The sequence below is a fragment of the Mucilaginibacter celer genome (genome assembly GCF_003576455.2).
Classification (GTDB): Bacteria; Bacteroidota; Bacteroidia; order Sphingobacteriales; family Sphingobacteriaceae; genus Mucilaginibacter; species Mucilaginibacter celer.
Genome location: NZ_CP032869.1, coordinates 4,082,832 through 4,100,958 on the forward strand (window position 1 = coordinate 4,082,832; position 18,127 = coordinate 4,100,958).

The following is an 18,127-nucleotide window of genomic DNA, read 5'->3' on the forward strand; positions in this document are numbered from 1 at the left end:
AAATTCTTCCGGATGATTTGACGATAGATTACAATGTTCACAACAAAAACTATAGATAAATTTAACGGTCTGGATACCCCGTTTTATTACTACGATATGGAAGTGTTGAAAAACACTTTAAGCGCCTGCCGCGATGCTTCGGCAAAGCATGGCTTCCATGTGCATTACGCCATGAAAGCTAATTTTAACCCAAAAGTTATCGATACCATTCAAACCTATGGCTTTGGTGCCGATTGTGTGAGCGGCGGCGAGGTGAAAGCAGCTATTGAGCATGGCTTTGATAAAAGCAAAGTAGTATTTGCCGGCGTAGGTAAATCAGACAGGGAAATAAACCTGGCGCTTGATGCTGATATTTTCTGCTTCAACGTCGAATCTATCCAGGAGCTTTTTATTATTGATGGATTAGCTAAGGCTAAAAATAAAAAAGCCGGTGTGGCTATCCGCATTAACCCTAACGTTGATGCCCATACCCACCATTTTATTACCACCGGTTTGGACGAAAACAAATTTGGCATCAATACCTGGCAGTTGAATGATGTGGCTTCTGCCTTACGCAAATGCGATAACCTGCAGTTTTTAGGCATCCATTTCCACATCGGCTCGCAAATTACTGATCTGGAAGTTTATAAAAACCTTTGTACCCGCATTAACGAGATGCAGGATTGGTTTGAAGATCGCGGTTTCCCGGTAAAAGTGCTGAACACCGGCGGCGGCCTGGGCGTTGATTACTACAACCCCGATACCAACATTGCCGATTTTGAGGCTTACTTCCAGGTGTTTAAAAACTTTTTAAATGTTAAACCGGGACAGGAAGTACATTTTGAATTAGGCAGAGCATTGGTTGCCCAAAGCGCATCGTTGATATCAAGAGTATTATACGTTAAAAACGGACAGAAAAAGAATTTCCTGATCCTTGATGCGGGCATGACAGAGTTAATCCGCCCTATGCTTTACCAGGCTTACCACCAGATAGAGAATTTAAGCAGAAAGTCGGAAAGTCCGGAAGTCGGAAAGTCCGGAAGTTTAATGTATGATGTAGTTGGGCCGATATGTGAAAGTACTGATTGCTTCAGGAAGGATGTTACTCTTCCCGAATCTTTCCGTGGCGATTTGATTGCGGTGCGTACTGCAGGTGCTTATGGCGAGGTAATGGCATCGGGTTATAACCTGCGTGATAAAGTGGGTTCGGTTTATTCGGAAGCTGTTTAAAACAGGCAGGGGGATTTTTTCAAGTAGAGACGCATAATTGCGTCTCCGGTAGGACAAGCGGCCTTGCACATCATCTTGCCACCGTAAATTGCATCCGGGAGACGCAATTATGCGCCTCTACATAAAAATAACCTATCAGTTTAGCTATTTAAACCTGTAGCCAAGCCTGAACTGCCAGTACGATCCTCCTTCAACAATGGCTATATAGTTTTTTATCTGCATAAAATAAGCAGCGGTCATCATACCCGGGTTTTCAATCCGGTAAACATAATCGCTGCTTTTATTACTGTATCCCTTATCGCCAAATGTGCCTCCCCAAAAAAACCTGAAGCCAAACTGGTTGCCCCGTCTCCTGCTTTTAAATATCATCTCGGTGGTTGCGCCCAGGGTAAACAGATCGGCGCGGGTATCGGTATAAAATTTCGGCTTATCAGTAACTGCCCGCCTGAAATTAAGATAATCGCCAAACTCATGGCTATATGCTCCTTCAAACCCTATTATACGGTATTCAACCTTATCAGTACTGATGGTTGCATTACCTGAAAGCCTGCCACCAACAGCACCAAAAAACTTGTTTTTAAAATAGTAAGGACCGTTGGGCTGTAAATTGCGGTTATGATCGTTCCCAAACGAGCCGAAGGCCCCGTAGGCCAGGTTAAAATGATCAAAGGCATGGCCCCGGCTCAGATTAAGTTGGCCGCTAACCAGGTCATTCGAGTAGTCGGGACTAAAATCCTGCACTATCCCGCCCGAAATATACGTTGAAGATTTAGCGGTATCCGAAACCAAAGGCTTAGGCAAATAAGCTATATCGCTATGGTACAAGGCCGGCGCATAAAGGTGATCGGTGCACGAACTGATGGTTATGGCCGTACCAAGCAAACAAAAATAAAAAAGGAGTTTCATTGTAAAAGGTTCAGATCAAGGGTTTATTATCTCAACAATGATACGTTAAAACTCCCTGTAAAATAACAGATGCTATTATATTTTTACCAGCCTGGTGAAAAAGCTATCAGTAAAATCGGCGGCGAAATGAATCACATTCTGCAATTCAATAAACTCATCCTGCTCATGTGTAGTAGTAAGTACCACGGCTTTCATGCCTGCATTAGCCGCTGCCTCGGCACCTTTGGGCACATCCTCAAATACCAAACAATCTGTTGGTAAAGTATTTAACAATTCGGCTGCTTTTAAAAATGTTTCGGGATGGGGTTTGCTCAGCACCACATCGTCGGCACTTACAATTGCCTTAAAATAATGACGGATGTTGAGGTTATCCAGTACAAAATCAATATTAAAAGGAATAGCTGCCGAGCCGATAGCCATAGGAATACCTTGTTGGTATGCTGCTTCCAAAAACTCGTGCAGGCCGGGTAGCAAGGCCAGGTGCGGCAAAAACTCATCCTGGTAACGTTGCTCTTTTAATATCGACAGGCGGTTCATTTCATCTGTAGTAAACCTGTTGGGGCCGAACATGCGCACCAGTACTTCCTGATTTTTGCCGTACATCTGGGGCTTCACCTCGTCCCAGGTAAAATTACCGCCCAAATCATTATTTAAAAGATATTGCCAGGCTTTGGTATGATATGGCATATCATTAATCATGGTGCCGTTAAGATCGAATATAAAGGCCTTCATTTATTGTTTTTCAGTTTTTCCAGGGGATTTTGAAGCCAATCGCAGCTTCGGGCGCAAACTTAAGTTTTTAAAAACTAAAACAGGGTTTCGGGCGTATATTCTTTAAACACATTGATTAGATAAGTGTGATCCCGAATAAGCAGTAAAATGTGGCTAAACTAATAAGGCGGGGCGTCGAGGTTGTTTTTGTGCGATTATTTGTTTAGTAAGCCCTTTGGCCCTAAAGGCTGATGGGCTTTTTTTTTTACACCTACTGTTCACAAAATACACACTGCAAAACCTCCGTTATTTTCCAATTTTAACCTATACTATTTTTTTATTTAAACAATAATTAATTTAACAAAATGTAACACTACAGTTACACAAAACAACTGTTATTTTCACATTTTCGACATCTGTTAAGCAATCCATTGCGTATTTAATACAACAGGCATATAATTTGGTAAAAAAAGGAGAGTTTCCTGTTTACACATTTAAAAAACTACTAATTCTTACATGATGAATAGCGAACCCCTGCGCCTTCGAGCCGTTAAGAAGTTTAAAGATTTTAGCGACGATATCACAATTGATTTAAATGAAATAGTGAGCCTGGCGGCTGATATTTGCGACACCCCCGTTGCATTGGTTACCTTGCTTGACACTGATGTGCAATGGTTTAAAGCAGCCATTGGTACCGAAATTACCTGCACCCCGCGTGAGGTAGCTTTTTGCAACCATACCATCGCCCAAACAGAAGTTTTAGTAGTGCCCGATTTGCAAGCCGACGAGCGCTTTTGCAATAACCCCATGGTTACCGGCCCCGCCGCCGCAAGGTTTTACGCCGGTGCCCCGCTCATTACTAAAGACGGCCATGCCATTGGCAGTTTATGTGTAGTTGATTTTAAATCAAACGAGTTGAGCGAACGCCAGGTTAAAGCCTTAAAAGGTTTGGCTAAGCAGGTAGTAAACCTGATGGAACTTAACTGGAGCCTGCAATCGCTTGAGCAGCAGCATAAACAATCGCAAACCCAAAAGGCATCCATCACCGAATCGGAAATGAAACTTAAAGCCATTTTTGATAGCTCGAAGGATACCCACATTTTGGTTGACCGCAGTTTAGAGATCATGGCCTTCAATAAATCGGCGGCGGTATTTATAAAAACCTTGTACAATAAAAAGATCAACAATGGCGATAACCTGATGGATTTTACCGAGCCCTCCATCAGAGGCCAGTTTTTAAAATACTTTGCGGCAGCATTAAGCGGTCGTACCATAAAACGCGAATGGCAGCTTTTGCCGGGAACCGCGCAGGCCTGCTGGAAAGAAACCACCTTTGTACCCGTAAAAGATAATAACGGCGATGTTGTTGGCGTAGCCATTAACTCGACAGATATTACCACCCGCAAACGCCACGAAGAACAGATCAGTATCCAAAACGAAGCGCTTAACCGCATAGCGATCATCCAATCGCACGAATTACGCCGGCCGGTGGCTTCCCTGTTGGGTATTATCGACCTGATGCGCCTTGAAAATATCGACTTCAGTTATTTCAGCATGATGGAACATACCATTAACGAACTGGACGAAAAGATCAGGGCCATTGTAAAAGATTCGGAAGAAACCATACAGGGACGGCACCTGGCTATAGTAGCCTAAAAATAAACAATTTAGCATTATTTACAACTGCCTGCTATTTATTAGCGTTCTAAATAAAGCTGTGGGCCTTGCTTTATTACGCTAAATTATACCTACCTTGGGCGCTTTAATAAATAAAATAATGCAAAATCAAGGAACAGTAAAATTCTTCAATGAAACAAAAGGTTTCGGATTTATCGTGCCAAGCAATGGCGGTCCGGACGTATTTGTTCATTCAACAGGTCTAATCGACGAAATCCGTGAAAACGACACCGTAGAATACGAGGTTGAAAACGGTCGTAAAGGCTTGAACGCGGTAAATGTAAAAGTTATATAATTTATAATATAAATCATTAAGCCTACCAGGCACCCATTTTTATGGGTGCCTTTTTTGTTTGCTTTTTGTTAACGTTTTAGCTACTACAACTTAACGTGCAATTATTAGCTTTAAAATAAAACTGGCATTGTTGTTGTTTAATCAATAGTATCATAAATCGTCTACACATAAACAAATAAAGAACATGAAAGATCAAGCAAAAGTTATAGCGGCATTATTGATAGGTGCAGCTGCGGGCGCGGCTTTGGGTTTGTTATTGGCTCCGGAAAAAGGAACCGAGTTGAGGGGTGATATTGCAGATTATATCAACGATTTGGTTGATAACGCAAAAAACAAAGCTCAAAATACAGCAAACGATATTAAAGAATACAGCGGCAACGTAATCGATAAGGCCAAAAGCAAATTTAACGGTACAGTAAGCGACCTGTGGGATGCTAAAGACAACGCTGTTGACAGCGCCAAATCAAAAATAAATGATGTTGCCGATAAAGCTGCCGATGCCGCCGACAACGCTAAATCAAAAGTTAAAGAAACTGCTAATGACTGGAACAATTCAGTACAGAATGCATAATATTTAGTACTATCATAAAAAATAAAACCCGACCATAAGCCGGGTTTTATTTTTTATAACGATTTAATATTATTTACTCCAGGTATTATCGCCTTCGGTTGCATCCATAAATATGCCGCCATCCAACGTTACCGACTTAAGGGCTTTGATTGTTTTAATATATAACGAGATTGATTTTTGATCTTTTTCCCACACGGCAGGTGTTTGGTGCAAGGTTTCTGTTGCACCATCGGCGTAGGTAACTTTTACATCAAACGGCACCACAAAGCCACCAACGTTTTTGATAGCTAACGTATAACCTCCGGCTGCTTTGGTCACACTTTTTAACGACAGATCGATATAATAATTGGTAAAGAACCAGTTATTAAAAAACCAGTTTAGGTTTTTACCGGTTATGCTGCTTATCGAATTGAAATAATCCCAAGGGATGGGGTGTTTACCATGCCAGCGATCCATATAACCATGCAGGGCTTTCCTGAACATATCGTCGCCCAGCATATCTTTTAAAGCAAAGTAGCTTAATGATGGTTTGCCATACGAGTTGTTGCCATAACCGCCACGCAACTCGCTTGATGGAGTGATAACAGGCAGGTCTTCGGCAGTTGCTGCATCGTGGATCCAGCCGTTAACCCTGAACATTTTGTACAATTTTTCGGCTTTTTCTTTGCCAACTTCTGATGTACCTATCAGCAACTCGAAAGTTGTGGCCCAGCCTTCATCCATAAATGCATAACGGCTTTCGTTAATGCCCATGTAAAAAGGGAAATAGGTATGAGCAATTTCATGATCCTGTACAAACTGCGAAAAACGCACATCATCAGTATGGCTGTCATTCACCATCATCGGGTATTCCATATCGGCAAAGCCCTGAAATGAGGTCATTTTAGGGAAAGGATACGGTACGCCCGGCCAGTTGTGCGAAAGCCAGTCTAACGAGTTGCGGCCGTTTTGTACAGCATGATGAAAATCTTCCGAGCTGTCTAAAAACGCGGCCTGCATGCTGGCACGGCGGTGAGTAGCATCATCAACAACCACACTGGCAGCATCCCATACATAGTGGTCGCTGATACCTACAGCCATATCGCTGATGTCGTTTGCAGTCCATACCCAGGTGTTTAGATCATTCTGGGCGGTTACCTTATGCGCGGCCAATTCGGCAGCCGAGGCTACGTGGATGGTCGAATCGCTGGTAAATGAGGCCTGGAGGCGTTTGGCGTACTCGGGCTGTAATACTTCGTTAGGGTTTTGCAGGGTTCCTGTAGCCCAAACCACGTAGTTTTTAGGGGCGCTTACGCTTAGTTTATAATCGTTAAAGTCGTTATAAAATTCCTGTGCATCTAAAAATGGCAGCCTGTCCCATCCATTATAGTCATCATATACCGATACCCTTGGATAAAAATAAGCCAGATAGCAGGTAGTCGAATCGATCATACCTTCGCGGCCGCTTTCTTTCGAGATTTCAAAATGCCAGCCAATATCAAGCTTGACCGAATCATGAGGCATTAAAGGTTTGCTTAAAGGCACCCATTGGTTGGTTGAGGTTGAGGGCACTTTTTTGGCTTCGCCGTTAACTAAAAAATTATCAAACTGAATGCCTGGGGTAAGATAATCTGCACCGGCATCGCCCATGCGGGCTACACCCGGTTTATGGATATTAACAATCAGTTTCATGTTAAGCCTTTTCAGCGTATCAGGACTGTTGTTAATATAAGTGATTTGCTCAGTGCCTTTTACCGAGCGGCTTTGCGGAATAGCTGTGATGTTGATATTATACTTGCCGGTGTTCTGCCAGTATTTTTTCCCCGGTCGGCCATCTGCCGATCGGGTTTCCTTTTGATAAGCCTTTTGTATATCGCGGGGCATATACAGGCTTTGAGCCTTGGCCTGCACTAAAAAAAGGCAGCCTACGGCCGATAAAATAATAGGTTTGATCATGTCGTCTTAAATTTTAACCGGCAAGTTAATGTAATTGGATTAAATACGGATATGCGGAAAGCATTAATAGCCTAATTAATTGCAAAAAGTGAAAAGCTAAATCGTTGTAACAGGAATTACTTTGTAACAAAGTTGTCACAAAGATTTTTTATGATTAAATATTTCGTTGTAACGAATATATTTTTTTTACTTTGTTATCAGTTATTTTAATAGGGGTATTAAATAACTAACATTTAAGCCATCCGCGCTATGCGGATGGCTTTCTTTTTTATTACTATTACAGTAATTGTCTAATTTACACTAATATACTCCTTGGTAATAAGTGTAAAAAGCTCGTCATTATCAATAGATTCATCTTTACACTCAGTTAAAAGCTGTTGCGCAGTGGTATAGTTTAACTCGCCTGCTACCATAATAAGCATATGGCACGATGTTATATTAATATGTTCCAACAATTGCAGATACATCATAATATCCATATCTAACAGCACAGGAAGTTCCTGGCCTTCATCCAAACAAAACTCATCCTTAACAATGGATTTTATCGGGTTACAATTTTTATCGGATGGGGTTTCGCCAATCAACTTATAAACCTGCTCCATTCTGGCAATTTGTTTTTTGATATCATCCCAAAATTCCTGGATAGCCTGTTGCAGGGCCGTGAATGAAGCCAGGCTTTTCAGGTGATCGAGGTGGGTGTTGAGGTAACATTTGCCAAAATAAATACGGTTGAGGTTGTGAATAAACACCTGTTTTAAGGTGTTTTTGTCAAGTGTTTTAGGGGTATTGTTGCTCATGGGACTTTATTATAAGATGCGGCTTAATTTACTATCAAACTTACTCTAAAAATTCTGTTTATTTTATTGTTAGCGGTGGTATAGCAGGATAAATTACCTTTGCGTATTGATACCAATGCTATGAAATATAAATTAGGCGATTTTGTTCGGTTTGTTGATGAAAAAATGGAGGGTTTTGTAACCCGCATTATTGATGAGCAAATGATAGGCGTTACCGGCGATGATGATTTTGAGATTCCGGTACTGGCCAGTAAGGTAACTTACGTTCATGGCTATGAACCGGATGGCGGCAAAAAAAACAGCAGCAATGTTACCGACGAAAAACCGGCAGCTTTAGGCGAGTTTGTAAAAAACGGTGTTTATGTTGGTGTAGCTACTGATGATAAAGCAAATTCGGTTGTGCACTTTCACCTCATTAATGAAACATCGTTTCAATTGCTGGCAACTTTAACTACCGATAAGCAGCAGATTTTTAAAGGCGAGTTTGCAGGACTTATCGCCCCAAAATCAGCAGAAAAAATTTACTCGGCTCAGCTGGCAGATTTACAGGTTTGGCCTAAGTTTATTTTTAACGTTTTGTTCAGCAGCAAACAAAATATCGAACCACCTGCTCCCCTAAGCATCCAGGAAAAATTTAAAGCCAAAGATTTTTCGACCACCAAAAAGAACCTTCCATTATTAAATAAAGCCGGCTGGCTCATCAGGCTTGATGAACCCGAACTGGTTATTGATGCGCAAAAGCTGAAAGAAAGCTTTTTTGAAAGCCCTGTTGAAAAAATTGTGGTTGAAAAGCCGGTTAGCGAAGTTGATCTGCACATTGAGAAGCTACGCGATGATTACCAGTTTTTAGATAATTCGGAAATAATGAACATTCAACTGGCTCATTTTCATAAAGCGCTGGATGCAGCCATTGTTCATCAGCTACCGGATATTACTTTTATCCACGGTGCAGGCAATGGTACCCTGCGTAACGAACTGCACCGGCAGTTAGGCAAAAATAAAAAAGTGCAAACCTTTATGGACGCCTGGAAAGAGAAATTTGGGTACGGGGCCACTAAAGTGATTTTGAAGTAACCAGGATAATGAAACAGGGTTGCCAACTACACCCCTGTTTCATTTCTTACCTACCCTATCGCTCCTTCAATTTTATAAACAACAGCTATATCATCAGGCTTAACGGCGGGCGTTTGTATTTTAAGTCCCTCTGCTGTTTGCTGCCAGTTTAGTTTGCCCGGATAACCTACCATACTTACGCCGGTAATTTTCCGCGCGCCCAATTGGGCCGACGAGCTTGCCAATGCTTTTATCATGCTGCCTTTCTCGCCGGGCCAGCCAAGGGCTATGGCGTAAAGCATATTTTGCTTTTTAGTAAACCTGAAATCATCGGCGGTAAAAGGTTTTCCTTTGCCCTCGTTAAAGCCCTGAGCGCTTAAAGGCGCTGCCGATTCAATAGCCGGGCCTTCGCCAAATACCGTCCATGGGCGGGTTGCGTATATGGCTTCGCTGTTAACCTGCATCCAGGCGGCAATGCCTTCAACCACTTTACGCTCTTCGGCATCAATACTGCCATCCCCGCGAAGCGGGATATTCAATAGCAGGTTGCCGTTTTTGCTTACCACATCGGCAAGGGTATGGATCACCGTTTTGGCTGTTTTATATCCTTTATCATCAAAAATCCGCCTGTCGTAATGCCAGGCTCCTATACAGGTATCGGTTTGCCATGGTTCGGGTTCAATCTGGTTGCTTTGGCCGCGCTCAATATCCCATATCATGCATTTACGCTGCTGCTCGTCCAATATTTTACCAAAAAGGGCCGCCTGCAGCTTTCCGTGTTTTTTTATGCTTACGTTGTACATGTGCGCCGCAATTTTTAAACCGGCATCGCTAACCAGCCATAAAGGCAACACCGTATCGTCGAAGTAGATAAGATCCGGACCATATTTATCAATTAGCTCGATAGTTCGGTTTAAAAATTTATCGCAGTAAGCCTTATCGGGCATAGCCACGCCATTGCCCCATGCCCATTGCCGGTGAATGGCATTATTATTTAAACTATCCTCACTTAAGGAATGATTTTGCGCATAAAGCTCCTGCGGATCGTACCCATCCCACCATTTGCCTTTTCCATCGGCTTTGGTAAGCTTTCCATCATAGGCAATACCTGCCATGGGGCCTGTTTTATCAGCCCGTTGTGCTACCTCCATCCAGCTCCAGGTATGGGCTGCGTGTACGGTTACCCCAAACGGTATTCCCTGCGCTTTTGCTGCTTTGGCCCAGCCGCCTACCAAATCCTTTTTTGGCCCTAAGCGGGTGGAGTTCCACGATTGATAAGTGCTGTTATATAAATCAAAACCATCATGATGGTTGGCCAGTGCCATAAAATATTTTGCACCCGCCTGTTTATAAAGCCCAAGCAATTCGTCGGGTTGCCAGTTTTCGGCTTTCCATTCGTTAATAACATCTTTAAAGCCAAATTTTGAAGGATCTCCGTATTTTTCGATGTGGTATTTATACTGGTCGCTCCCTTCCTGGTACATGCCGCGGGCATACCAATCGCCCCGTTCGGGTTGGCATTGCGGCCCCCAGTGCGCCCATAACCCAAACTTGGCATCTCTGAACCAATCGGGCACCTGGTATTGTTTAAGAGATTCCCAATCGGGTTTAAACGGGCCATCAGCAGCAATATGGATGTGATTTGCAGTAAGCGATTCAATACCGCCAAATGCTTTTTGCAGGTAAAATGCAGGAATAGCCGCAGCTATCCCCTTTAATAAATTTCTTCTTTTCATAGGTTTATAATTAATTGTTTTTTACACACTTAATTACATGCAATTTAGAAGATAAAATTTCATTTCCCTATTTTTTTGCAAACCAAATCCCGAGGTTAGGCAATTTCATGGTTTGATGCGGCGATACCGGGTTATGCAGCTTTAGACTTACGGGGTACAACTTATTCACATCAAACATTAGCGGATCAAGATCCTTGATATAGATGCGTTGCGGAATGCTGTGCGTAATTGCAAACGGTATTGTTTTTTTAAAGTTATTGAACACTTTTATCAGCAACTGGTTGTTACCCGGCATCAGCGTTAAACCAATTACATGATTTACAAATGTGGCCTTATCAGGGTTATTGTTGATTAATAGCTGCCTGCCGTTAAGCAATACTATTAAGCCATCGCCGCTTGTAATTTTAACCTGGGCATAAATTATTCCCGGTCCTGCATTAATGTTTTGCAGCACATAATAGGCATTATCCATACCTGCGGGCAAATCAACCTGCTGTCCGTTTTTGTAGCTATCCATGCGTTGCCATGGCATACCGGCATCTTTGGTATAAGGTTTTGTGATATCAATTTTATCAGCACTGCCATTAAGGCCACCCAGGCCGGAGTAATACGGTCCGGTAATGTATAGCGGCCCCCATTTTATTTTGGAGGTATCCGGTTTATATTTCATCAGCCTGTCACTATCAAGTTTAAGTGTAGTGGTTACTCCATCAACCGAAAAATCAACTACATTCCCACGCTCTTCATCAGTATACTGTATGGTAGGCAGATATTTGCCTTTGTGTTTGGCTTTTATTGTCCAGGCTTGTTTTACCGTGCTTTGGTAATTACTGTTGTAATCAATACCCGATGAACTGTAGTAGTTGTAGGCATTATGCTCATCCAGATTGATGTGGTCGTAACTGCTGCTGATGATATGAACCGGGCGCACTTTGTAACCTTCTGCAATATCAACGGCTATCACTTTTATTTGCTTTTCACTATCAAAATTCGCCGGTAAATTTAGCCTGGCGGTATCCGTTGTTTGTTTAAAAGTGATCGGTAAATCCTCTCCCAAAACCGAAACACTTTTAATTTTACCTTCCAGTCCCGGTAAAGTAATTACACCATCGGCAGGTACCGAGGTTACAAACAGATATAACTTATCAGACTTACTGGTAACGTTTCCCCATTTAAACGAAGTAAAAAACGGATCGGCATTGGTGCCGTAAACAGCCTCTGCATTTTTGTGCAACCATGTGCCTATGCGCAGTAAAACATCTTTTTCAAAGCCTACCACGCTTCCATCACCTTTGGGACCGATGTTGAGCAGGTAATTCCCGCCCCTGCTTATCACCCTGATCAGGCTTTCCAGTTTCTCCTTATATTTATCATCCTCGCTGCCGCGCACCTGCCATGAGCGGTAGCCCCAGGTTTCATCAAAAAATGAAGCCGGCGACTGCCATGGCGTACCTATCGCATAGTCCGGATATTGATTATCGCCCATCACTGCGAAATCGCCCTGATCATTCCCCAGCCTGCTGCTTACCATACAATCGGGCTGCAGGCGGTGCACCAGTGCGTATAATTCGCGGCTTTGTTCGGGGCTCTGCGACCCCATGTCAAACCAAAGTTCGGATATGGTGCCGTAATTAGTAAGCAGTTCGGTTACCTGCTTTTTATTGTATTCGTGATGTTCGGGAGTGATATAATCTGAGTTATGGCTCGATATAGGCGAGGCCTGCGGGTAGTGCCAGTCTATCAAAGAAAAATATAAGCCAAACCTTAAACCATGTCGCTTACAGGCTTCGGCCAGTTCTTTAACCACATCGTGCTTAAAGGGTGTGGCATCCACCACATTAAAATCAGTTGTGGCGGTTTTAAACATGCAAAAACCATCATGATGTTTGGAGGTAAGTACTATTGACCGCATACCGGCAGCTTTAGCCAGTAAGGCAATACTATCTGCATTCCAGTTTACGGGATTAAAGTTTTTAGCAAGGTTGGCATAAGTGTCGCTGTAAATACCGGCATGTGCCTGGATCTGTTCGCTTAAGCCACGGCTGATCTGTTTGCCATCCCACACGCCCCCCAAAACAGAGTAAATTCCTCCGAAATGAATAAACATCGAAAACTTCTGATCCTGCCATTGCTTTACCGATGTTGCGGCGGGTTGAGCTTTTAGTACTTGCACGGCAGCCACCAAAAAAACAATTAAAATAAGTTTATACCTGGTCATGACTTTGTATGGATATATACAAATGTAAAAAAGTTGTTATTAGATCAATCACTTACAACCTGTGGCTATATTCATTTTAAAGCAGAATAGGCTTTTCTGGCTAAAGCAGCGCATTTTTTAATTATTTTTAACAATAACCAAATCCTGTTGATAATTTGCTATATAAATAAGACATCTGTTATTAAAATCTTTTTTGCATCTTTGTAACGCATTCCCCTATTCTTAATTACAATTACATCAACCTGTTGTAGTACAGGCGCATAATTTTTTATTTAAAACATGTCCGAAAGTATTTCTATTCAGCCCAATATCCACTGCGAACCTTGTAAAGAATGCGGCGCACGCCCGGTAATTGAACAAACCCGTAAGGGCTTTGTGGTAGTATGCCCAACCGATAAAAAACACTTTACAACTAAACCAGGCCTGGTGAATATTGACGAATGGAACAGGGCAAACAAAAAGTCGCCTGTATTGAATGCTCCGCAGTATAAAAATAAGGCGTCGTAGTTAAGAGATCGGAGATTAGTGGTTGGAGATTAGGAAAATTTATTATACCGGTACTTGCAATGTATCTTGTAATATTTTATTCTTTTTGCCAAACACTTAGGCCAACTAATCTCTAATCTCCTCCTATTTAAACGGAAGCTTTGCCTGCTTGCTGCCGGTTTTTACAAACTGGGCGTAGCTATCTTTAATGTACGCTACCATATCATAATCGTTCATCTTTTTTACCGTTTTGATGTCGGGGTGATATTGGTTCATAAAGTTTTGCAGTGAATCGCCTTTGAGGCTGGTTAACGCCGAAACCTTTTCGGGCGAAAAAAAGCGATCAACATATTCAATTTCCTCATCCTTTATTAAAACCTTTTGCAGTTTTGATTGCGGGGTTTTGTGCTTACCCAGCGCATCGATAACCGAAAGCACGTTTACGCTTAAAATAGTAGCCGTGCTTTTATCGGCATTAATATAATTGGCAGGAACGTATTTTGTAGAGCGGGTAATTAAAGCATCTTTAACAGAGGCCCCGCGGTAGTTAAAAATAGATGCATACTCGCGGCGGTTGCGCAATGAGTCGGCTTTGGCATTACGTTTTGCCCTTACCTTAACCTCATTTAAAACTGTTGGCGCGGGGGCTATATAACACCTTAAGGTATCGGTTTTTAAAAAACCTATCACTATTTGGTAAGGCTTATAGCCCACACAGGTTATCCTGAGGGTATCGCCGGGTTTAATGCTGCCCAGCATAAATTTACCCTGCAGGTTACTGATGCCTTTTGATGAGCGGGTACCAACAAAAGCATTGGCAACAGGTAAATAAGTGTTTTTATCAAGCACAACGCCTGCGGTGCGCTGCGCAAAAAGATTTGATGACCATAGCATTAATGCCAATACGAGGATGTTTTTCAATGCTTTCATGACGGTTCAGTTTAGAGTTTGGTAGGTTATAATAAATATAACAGTTTAAATAACTACCTGTACACTTTTAACCGAAATTAACATCATTGTAACCAAGGCCCTAATCAGTTAGAAAAAAGGAAATCAGGAACACTATTTCATCATTGTTTTGAAAATTTCATCAAAATTTTTGTTCCGGAATTTCTGAAAGGTACCATCAAACTTTTCGCTAACCGGGTTAAGCAGTTGAAAGCAAAAATGCTTATCTTCTTCACTTAGTACATTTACCATCATTTGGGCTGCTTCAAGCACCCGTACTTTGGCTTTACCAAGGGTTTCTTCGCCCTTTGTGGTTAGTTTAAGCCGTTTTATGCGTTTGTCCTCATCGTCATCATATTCGGTTATCAATCCGCGTTTTTTGAGCCTGTTAAGCATATTGGTGCCGCTGGATAACTCGATGATGTTGTTGTAAATAGCTTCTGATTTAATGGGATTAACCTGGTTAAAAATGGTAACGAGAATGCCAAATTCTTCTATCTGATCAAGCCCGGTGCCTTCGAGCGCTTTATTGGAATACACCATATGGTACTTCCCAATCCGCCTGATGAGGATCATGAGTTTACCGTTAATGCCAGGCCTCAGTTGCCAATCGGGAACTGCTTTTTTTTCACCATTTGCTGATTGTAATAACTGATGCCTGAAAAAATCTTCCAGCGCACCACCGGGGTTTTGTGCTTCATATTCTCCCCAGAGCTTAACCAATTCAACCGTTTTATTCACCTTTTACTTCCTTTTGGTAGCAAATTTAAAAAATGTCGCTTTTAAATTTGCAATTTACTACCTTTTGGTATAATATTGTATAAAATACTACCTTTTGGTATCAGTAACATTATTCTCAAAGATCAAACATGAACACAGCAACCTTCTTACAAAGCATTTTAGTGCTGCATTTATCCGGATTGGTTATCATGGCGGGCACTACCATAGTTGATTTTACCACATTTAAAACCTTTTGGAAGCATTTTGATGAAAGCCCCGGAAAATCAAAAGATATCCTGGTAACTACCTCAATGTCTTCCCGGCTTATTGGCATAGGTGCTGCCTTGCTGGTGATAACCGGTATTGGTATGATGGCTTTAACCAACGGCGTTTTTGGCGAGCAACTTTGGTTTAGGATTAAAATAGCAATTGTAGTGGTGCTGCTACTGAACGATATTTTGTTTGGCCGCAGGCAGGCCGAAAAACTAAGAAAAATTATCAACGCCGACAGTGCCTACTTAACCGAAACGGTAAACCAGATCAGGACCAGGCTCAACATCTTTTTTGCATTACAGCTGCTGCTGTTTTTCAGCATAGTTTTTTTAAGCGTTTTTAAGTTCAATTAATCATCATATGAAAATACAACCAGAACTTCCGGTTTACAACCTACTGATTATAGGTGCCAATGGCGGCATAGGCAGGCAATGTGTTGCGCAGGCTCTGCAGGCCGGGCACCGGGTTACTGCCCTGCTGCGCAACCCAGCTAAACTGGCAACCGAACATCCAAACCTGAAAAAGGTAAGCGGTGATGTGATGAAACCCGGCTCATTTGAAACATATCTTGAAAACCAGGACGCTGTAATTTCGGCGATTGGCGTGGCAGGCGGTTTCGGGGCAGATAAACCTACCACGCTATACTCGCAGGGAAACGCCAATATTTTAAAGGCGATGAGGCAAAAAGGCACCCAGCGGATTTTCGTGATTTCGGCCAGCGCAATTGAAATAAGCCCGGCACTTCCATTTTATATCAGGCTGATTGAAAAGTATATCATCCAAAAACTGTTAAAACACATGTATGCCGACCTGTACCGAATGGAGCAAACAGTAAAAACCAGCGACACCCACTGGACTATCATCCGCCCTCCCCAACTTACCGATAAAGCCCAAACCGGCAACTATCGCATAGCCATCAATACCTTTCTGAAAAACTGCCTTAAAATATCAAGAGCCGATGTTGCGCATTTTATGCTTGATAATATAGTTAACGAGGCCACCCACAAAGCCACCGTCGAAATTGGATACTAATCAAACCGCAATCAAATGAAACAAAATAAATCAGCCTATTGGGCATTAACCGGATGCATCACCTTTTTTATGTTTTTCAGCGCTTTTTACTCGGGTACAAACCCGGCTGCCTTTAAGCAATTAGGTTTCCCGGAGTATTTCAGAATTGAACTTACCTCGGCTAAAATATTCGGCGCTATTTTACTGCTGATCCCACAGGTTTCTTTAAGAGTAAAGGAGTGGATTTATGTAGCCTTTAGTATTAACCTTGTCTCGGCGGCTATTGCCAAGTTAAATAGCGGTTACAGCGTTTTATCTTCGATGGAACCTTTGCTGGTTTTGTTGCTGATGCTGATAGCCATCAGATCTCTTAACCGGATCAATAAACATCAACAGGCAAATAGTATTGAATAGGTGGGCAATATTATCAAGCCACCTATCCTGCTATTTTGAACATACTGTTTAGCTATTGTAGTTGATAACTCCTTTAAAAAACTGAATGCCGCCAAAAAGTATTGCCCCCCAAAATATAAAACCGATATGGGCAAAGGTTAAAACCAGGCCACCCACGCACCACAGGGCACCGTAAAGCATATCCTTTTTTGCACGTTCCTTAACTTCATTGCTGGTATCCTCGCTAAGCCATCCTATCACAATATTGGTGTTTGCTTCGTCGAGCCCCCGCTCAAGTAACGCTGCTTTAATTTCGCGAACGTTTTTACCGCTGATTTGCAGGTTGGCGGCGTAGTGATACATTTCGTTGATATCAACTGCTGCTGTTTGGGTGTTTTCTGACATGATAAGGTTTGGATTTGATTGTTTGTTGTTTCCTCGTTTAGTGAGTTATCAAAGTTAAAAAATCCTTGTTTTTATTCAAAAACCAATTTCCAACAATAGGTTAAAAATATTTCTGTGTTTAATCAGTTGGGGATAACTTCAACCTAAACAAAAATACATCTAACAGCAAGGCCTAAAAACGAATAACTTAAGTAAACTTAAACAAGTAATTAACCCCGCAGGCTTGCAATGCAAAACACTGCGGGGCGGCAACCGCTACGTTACAGCTCTTTATCCTCAAACATTTTTGCGTCGCGGGTATTTTTTTGTACGGCTATGGCCGAGAACATGCTCAGGCAAAATGCCATGGCGTAAAAACCTTTCTCGCTTCGGGCCAGGTCGGCATTCCAAAGGCCTATGGTTAGCAGGATCATTGCGGCGATAGTGGCAAACCAGCTCAGGCCGTAGTAAAGATCGGTAACGGCAAGTCCTTCGGCCCTGTCTCTTACACTTTTTTGTACCGAGATCACGGCGAACAGGCCAAATAATAAAATGGTGAAATAATAACCTTTTTCGTTTAATTGCATATCTGCATTCCATAAGCCGATGCAATAGCCTACCACCCCGGCTAATAAAGCAAACCATGATGCACCTATAAATGCGCCGGTGGGTTTAAACGGGCTTCTGCCCTTTTCGCCATGTTTTACAATGGTTGAATTTTCTTCTGTTTTGTGTTGTAGCGGTTCCATGTTTGTTTTGTTTGTTTGATTAATATGGAAGCAAATGTGAGGTGTAAAGGCAACT

19 protein-coding genes are annotated in these 18,127 nt (G+C 42.2%); 9 read left to right on the top strand and 10 right to left on the bottom strand.

Translation table 11 applies throughout. The annotated features are described in order from the left end of the window. The first annotated feature begins 33 nt into the window (after window positions 1-33). Window positions 34-1,209, top strand: a complete 1,176-nt coding sequence (gene lysA / locus HYN43_RS16405; protein ID WP_119410376.1) for a diaminopimelate decarboxylase — start codon at window positions 34-36, stop codon at window positions 1,207-1,209. Between the two features lie 144 nt (window positions 1,210-1,353). On the opposite strand, the gene HYN43_RS16410 is transcribed toward lysA, so the two are convergent. Then, window positions 1,354-2,115, bottom strand: a complete 762-nt coding sequence (locus HYN43_RS16410; RefSeq protein ID WP_119410377.1) for a hypothetical protein — start codon at window positions 2,113-2,115, stop codon at window positions 1,354-1,356. A 75-nt stretch (window positions 2,116-2,190) separates the two neighbouring features. Then, the gene (locus HYN43_RS16415) at window positions 2,191-2,847 is read right to left on the bottom strand and encodes an HAD family hydrolase (protein ID WP_119410378.1); all 657 of its coding nucleotides are present in this window, start codon (window positions 2,845-2,847) and stop codon (window positions 2,191-2,193) included. A gap of 495 nt (window positions 2,848-3,342) precedes the next feature. On the opposite strand from HYN43_RS16415, the gene HYN43_RS16420 reads away from it, so the two are divergent. The 3 genes from HYN43_RS16420 to HYN43_RS16430 all read left to right on the top strand — a co-directional run bounded on the left by HYN43_RS16420 (window position 3,343) and on the right by HYN43_RS16430 (window position 5,369). Beyond that, window positions 3,343-4,482 carry a GAF domain-containing protein gene (locus HYN43_RS16420; protein ID WP_119410379.1) on the top strand — a complete coding sequence of 380 codons (1,140 nt, stop codon included), beginning with the start codon at window positions 3,343-3,345 and terminating at the stop codon, window positions 4,480-4,482. Between the two features lie 121 nt (window positions 4,483-4,603). Then, complete coding sequence (locus HYN43_RS16425) at window positions 4,604-4,798, top strand: cold-shock protein (RefSeq protein WP_031266224.1); 195 nt, start codon at window positions 4,604-4,606, stop codon at window positions 4,796-4,798. A 184-nt stretch (window positions 4,799-4,982) separates the two neighbouring features. Further along, window positions 4,983-5,369 carry a YtxH domain-containing protein gene (locus HYN43_RS16430; protein ID WP_119410380.1) on the top strand — a complete coding sequence of 129 codons (387 nt, stop codon included), beginning with the start codon at window positions 4,983-4,985 and terminating at the stop codon, window positions 5,367-5,369. 69 nt (window positions 5,370-5,438) lie between these two features. Here the strand turns inward: HYN43_RS16430 and HYN43_RS16435 are convergent, their stop codons facing one another. Then, a complete protein-coding gene (locus tag HYN43_RS16435; protein ID WP_119410381.1) occupies window positions 5,439-7,304 on the bottom strand; it encodes a M1 family metallopeptidase in 1,866 nt (621 codons plus the stop codon). 290 nt (window positions 7,305-7,594) lie between these two features. Continuing rightward, on the bottom strand, window positions 7,595-8,101 hold the full coding sequence (locus HYN43_RS16440) for a DUF892 family protein (RefSeq protein ID WP_119410382.1): 507 nt from the start codon (window positions 8,099-8,101) through the stop codon (window positions 7,595-7,597). 120 nt (window positions 8,102-8,221) lie between these two features. On the opposite strand from HYN43_RS16440, the gene HYN43_RS16445 reads away from it, so the two are divergent. After that, complete coding sequence (locus HYN43_RS16445) at window positions 8,222-9,175, top strand: Smr/MutS family protein (RefSeq protein WP_119410383.1); 954 nt, start codon at window positions 8,222-8,224, stop codon at window positions 9,173-9,175. A 50-nt stretch (window positions 9,176-9,225) separates the two neighbouring features. Here the strand turns inward: HYN43_RS16445 and HYN43_RS16450 are convergent, their stop codons facing one another. Together HYN43_RS16450 and HYN43_RS16455 are read right to left on the bottom strand one after the other, a co-directional pair. After that, window positions 9,226-10,890, bottom strand: coding sequence for an alpha-L-fucosidase (locus HYN43_RS16450; protein ID WP_119410384.1), 1,665 nt, complete (start codon window positions 10,888-10,890; stop codon window positions 9,226-9,228). 67 nt (window positions 10,891-10,957) lie between these two features. Beyond that, window positions 10,958-13,108, bottom strand: coding sequence for an alpha-L-fucosidase (locus HYN43_RS16455; protein WP_119410385.1), 2,151 nt, complete (start codon window positions 13,106-13,108; stop codon window positions 10,958-10,960). A gap of 279 nt (window positions 13,109-13,387) precedes the next feature. Between HYN43_RS16455 and HYN43_RS16460 the strand changes: the two genes are divergently transcribed. Next, window positions 13,388-13,615: a hypothetical protein gene (locus HYN43_RS16460; protein WP_119410386.1), complete on the top strand. Its 228-nt coding sequence runs from the start codon at window positions 13,388-13,390 to the stop codon at window positions 13,613-13,615. Window positions 13,616-13,738: 123 nt separating this feature from the next. On the opposite strand, the gene HYN43_RS16465 is transcribed toward HYN43_RS16460, so the two are convergent. Together HYN43_RS16465 and HYN43_RS16470 are read right to left on the bottom strand one after the other, a co-directional pair. Further along, the gene (locus HYN43_RS16465; RefSeq protein WP_119410387.1) at window positions 13,739-14,524 is read right to left on the bottom strand and encodes a carboxypeptidase-like regulatory domain-containing protein; all 786 of its coding nucleotides are present in this window, start codon (window positions 14,522-14,524) and stop codon (window positions 13,739-13,741) included. 132 nt (window positions 14,525-14,656) lie between these two features. Then, window positions 14,657-15,283 (bottom strand): MarR family winged helix-turn-helix transcriptional regulator, encoded by a 627-nt coding sequence (locus HYN43_RS16470; protein ID WP_119410388.1) that lies wholly within the window; start codon window positions 15,281-15,283, stop codon window positions 14,657-14,659. A 128-nt stretch (window positions 15,284-15,411) separates the two neighbouring features. Here HYN43_RS16470 and HYN43_RS16475 point away from each other — a divergent pair, with 128 nt between their 5' ends. The 3 genes from HYN43_RS16475 to HYN43_RS16485 are packed head-to-tail and all read left to right on the top strand — an operon-like array spanning window position 15,412 to window position 16,960. After that, the gene (locus HYN43_RS16475) at window positions 15,412-15,888 is read left to right on the top strand and encodes a DUF2214 family protein (protein WP_119410389.1); all 477 of its coding nucleotides are present in this window, start codon (window positions 15,412-15,414) and stop codon (window positions 15,886-15,888) included. A 7-nt stretch (window positions 15,889-15,895) separates the two neighbouring features. Beyond that, window positions 15,896-16,567: an NAD(P)-dependent oxidoreductase gene (locus HYN43_RS16480; protein WP_119410390.1), complete on the top strand. Its 672-nt coding sequence runs from the start codon at window positions 15,896-15,898 to the stop codon at window positions 16,565-16,567. 15 nt (window positions 16,568-16,582) lie between these two features. Further along, on the top strand, window positions 16,583-16,960 hold the full coding sequence (locus HYN43_RS16485; protein ID WP_119410391.1) for a DoxX family protein: 378 nt from the start codon (window positions 16,583-16,585) through the stop codon (window positions 16,958-16,960). 48 nt (window positions 16,961-17,008) lie between these two features. Here the strand turns inward: HYN43_RS16485 and HYN43_RS16490 are convergent, their stop codons facing one another. Together HYN43_RS16490 and yiaA are read right to left on the bottom strand one after the other, a co-directional pair. Continuing rightward, the gene (locus HYN43_RS16490) at window positions 17,009-17,344 is read right to left on the bottom strand and encodes a hypothetical protein (protein ID WP_119410392.1); all 336 of its coding nucleotides are present in this window, start codon (window positions 17,342-17,344) and stop codon (window positions 17,009-17,011) included. Between the two features lie 260 nt (window positions 17,345-17,604). After that, window positions 17,605-18,072, bottom strand: a complete 468-nt coding sequence (gene yiaA, locus HYN43_RS16495; protein WP_119410393.1) for an inner membrane protein YiaA — start codon at window positions 18,070-18,072, stop codon at window positions 17,605-17,607. Window positions 18,073-18,127 lie beyond the last annotated feature (55 nt).

Excerpts from the sequence above, each read along its gene's own strand:
- HYN43_RS16450 (WP_119410384.1), bottom strand. The coding sequence starts at position 10,890 with ATGAAAAGAAGAAATTTATTAAAGGGGATAGCTGCGGCTATTCCTGCA.
- HYN43_RS16430 (WP_119410380.1), top strand. The coding sequence starts at position 4,983 with ATGAAAGATCAAGCAAAAGTTATAGCGGCATTATTGATAGGTGCAGCT.
- HYN43_RS16435 (WP_119410381.1), bottom strand. The coding sequence starts at position 7,304 with ATGATCAAACCTATTATTTTATCGGCCGTAGGCTGCCTTTTTTTAGTG.
- HYN43_RS16485 (WP_119410391.1), top strand. The coding sequence starts at position 16,583 with ATGAAACAAAATAAATCAGCCTATTGGGCATTAACCGGATGCATCACC.
- HYN43_RS16415 (WP_119410378.1), bottom strand. The coding sequence starts at position 2,847 with ATGAAGGCCTTTATATTCGATCTTAACGGCACCATGATTAATGATATG.
- HYN43_RS16465 (WP_119410387.1), bottom strand. The coding sequence starts at position 14,524 with ATGAAAGCATTGAAAAACATCCTCGTATTGGCATTAATGCTATGGTCA.
- HYN43_RS16410 (WP_119410377.1), bottom strand. The coding sequence starts at position 2,115 with ATGAAACTCCTTTTTTATTTTTGTTTGCTTGGTACGGCCATAACCATC.
- HYN43_RS16460 (WP_119410386.1), top strand. The coding sequence starts at position 13,388 with ATGTCCGAAAGTATTTCTATTCAGCCCAATATCCACTGCGAACCTTGT.
- HYN43_RS16490 (WP_119410392.1), bottom strand. The coding sequence starts at position 17,344 with ATGTCAGAAAACACCCAAACAGCAGCAGTTGATATCAACGAAATGTAT.
- HYN43_RS16440 (WP_119410382.1), bottom strand. The coding sequence starts at position 8,101 with ATGAGCAACAATACCCCTAAAACACTTGACAAAAACACCTTAAAACAG.
- yiaA (WP_119410393.1), bottom strand. The coding sequence starts at position 18,072 with ATGGAACCGCTACAACACAAAACAGAAGAAAATTCAACCATTGTAAAA.
- HYN43_RS16445 (WP_119410383.1), top strand. The coding sequence starts at position 8,222 with ATGAAATATAAATTAGGCGATTTTGTTCGGTTTGTTGATGAAAAAATG.
- HYN43_RS16480 (WP_119410390.1), top strand. The coding sequence starts at position 15,896 with ATGAAAATACAACCAGAACTTCCGGTTTACAACCTACTGATTATAGGT.
- HYN43_RS16475 (WP_119410389.1), top strand. The coding sequence starts at position 15,412 with ATGAACACAGCAACCTTCTTACAAAGCATTTTAGTGCTGCATTTATCC.
- HYN43_RS16455 (WP_119410385.1), bottom strand. The coding sequence starts at position 13,108 with ATGACCAGGTATAAACTTATTTTAATTGTTTTTTTGGTGGCTGCCGTG.
- HYN43_RS16425 (WP_031266224.1), top strand. The coding sequence starts at position 4,604 with ATGCAAAATCAAGGAACAGTAAAATTCTTCAATGAAACAAAAGGTTTC.
- HYN43_RS16420 (WP_119410379.1), top strand. The coding sequence starts at position 3,343 with ATGATGAATAGCGAACCCCTGCGCCTTCGAGCCGTTAAGAAGTTTAAA.
- lysA (WP_119410376.1), top strand. The coding sequence starts at position 34 with ATGTTCACAACAAAAACTATAGATAAATTTAACGGTCTGGATACCCCG.